This window comes from Thioalkalivibrio denitrificans, from assembly GCF_002000365.1.
GTDB classification, from domain to species: domain Bacteria; phylum Pseudomonadota; class Gammaproteobacteria; order Ectothiorhodospirales; family Ectothiorhodospiraceae; genus Thioalkalivibrio_A; species Thioalkalivibrio_A denitrificans.
On record NZ_MVBK01000157.1, the window covers coordinates 1 to 1281 of the forward strand.

Annotated in this window: 1 protein-coding gene; it reads left to right on the forward strand. The window is 62.6% G+C overall.

The genetic code is table 11. From position 1 onward, the window contains the following. The first annotated feature begins 265 nt into the window (after positions 1-265). Complete coding sequence (locus B1C78_RS17175; protein ID WP_077280373.1) at positions 266-1261, forward strand: IS110 family RNA-guided transposase; 996 nt, start codon at positions 266-268, stop codon at positions 1259-1261. Positions 1262-1281 lie beyond the last annotated feature (20 nt).

Here is a 1281-nt window from a genome sequence, read left to right on the forward strand (position 1 = left end):
GTCGGGCTGAAGCCCGACCTTGTATGTTGCCTGCGTCTGGTCTGATAGGGTGTGGGCCGGACGCCGGGGAGGCCGTCCCGACCTGGAGGCAGGAGTGATCTGACCTCGTATGTAGAGCGGCTCCCCGCCTCATTGCCGACTTCGAGGAGTATCCAAAAGCCAGCCAGGCTGGACTTTGCATCACAAGGTCGAAGCCGCAAAAAGTGCGAGGTCGGGGAACCGGTGTCTATTGTGACTCAACCAGCCCCCCGATGGGAAAGGACAGATGATGACTGTGATAGGTATCGATATCTCAGCCCAATCCTTCGACCTGGTCAGCCGCCGCCATGGGCGCAACGCCAAGGTGCAGCGCTTCGAACAGAGCCCCCAGGGCCATGCCCGTGCCATCAGGTACCTCAAGGGGCTCAAGCCCGAGTGCATCGTCATGGAGGCCACCGGGGTCTATTACCTGGACCTGGCGCTCGCGCTGCATGAGGCCGATCTGCCGGTGTGTGTGATCAACCCGCGCAGCTTTCGCCACTTTGCCGAGATCCATCTCACGGGCAGCAAGACCGACGCCATCGATGCGGCGCTGCTTGCTGAGTACGCCGAACGCATGACGCCCCGGCGCTGGACGCCGCCACCACAGCACTGTCTGGCGTTGCGCGATATTGGACGTCAAATCAATCGCTTGATACATGCCCGCACCCAGGCCAAGAACCGCCTGCACGCGCTCAGCGCCAAGACGAGCACGCCTGGGCTGCTCATCGAGGACGAACAAGACGGGATCGCCCAGTTGGATCGGCGCATTGAACGACTCAAGCAGGCCGCCCTGGAGCTGATCGCTCAGTCCGAGGCGCTCTCGCGCCACTTCGAGCACATGAGTACGGCCCGCGGCATGGGCCAAGCCAGTAGCGTGGCGGTGCTTGCTGAACTGTGCACCCTGCCGAGCGATCTCAAGGCCGCGCAGGTCAGCCGCCATGCCGGACTCGATGTACGACTCACGCAGTCGGGGAGCAGCGTCAATAGCCCGGGACGCCTGAGTAAGGCCGGTAACGCCTATCTGAGGGCCGCCCTGTACATGCCTGCCATGGCGGCCATCCGCCATGAACCCAGGGCCAAGGCTTTCTATGAGGCGCTGGTAGCACGCGGGAAGAAGAAGATTCAGGCCCTGTGCGCCGTGATGCGCAAGTACCTCACCGGACTGTGGGCCTGCATCAAAACCCAGACCCCGTTCGATGCCGCGGCGCTGTTCAGCGATCAACACCTCAACAAGGCTTGACCGGGAACGGAGTATCTACA

Bases quoted from the DNA above. Each gene is read 5' to 3' on its own strand.
- B1C78_RS17175 (WP_077280373.1), top strand. From the start codon at position 266: ATGATGACTGTGATAGGTATCGATATCTCAGCCCAATCCTTCGACCTG.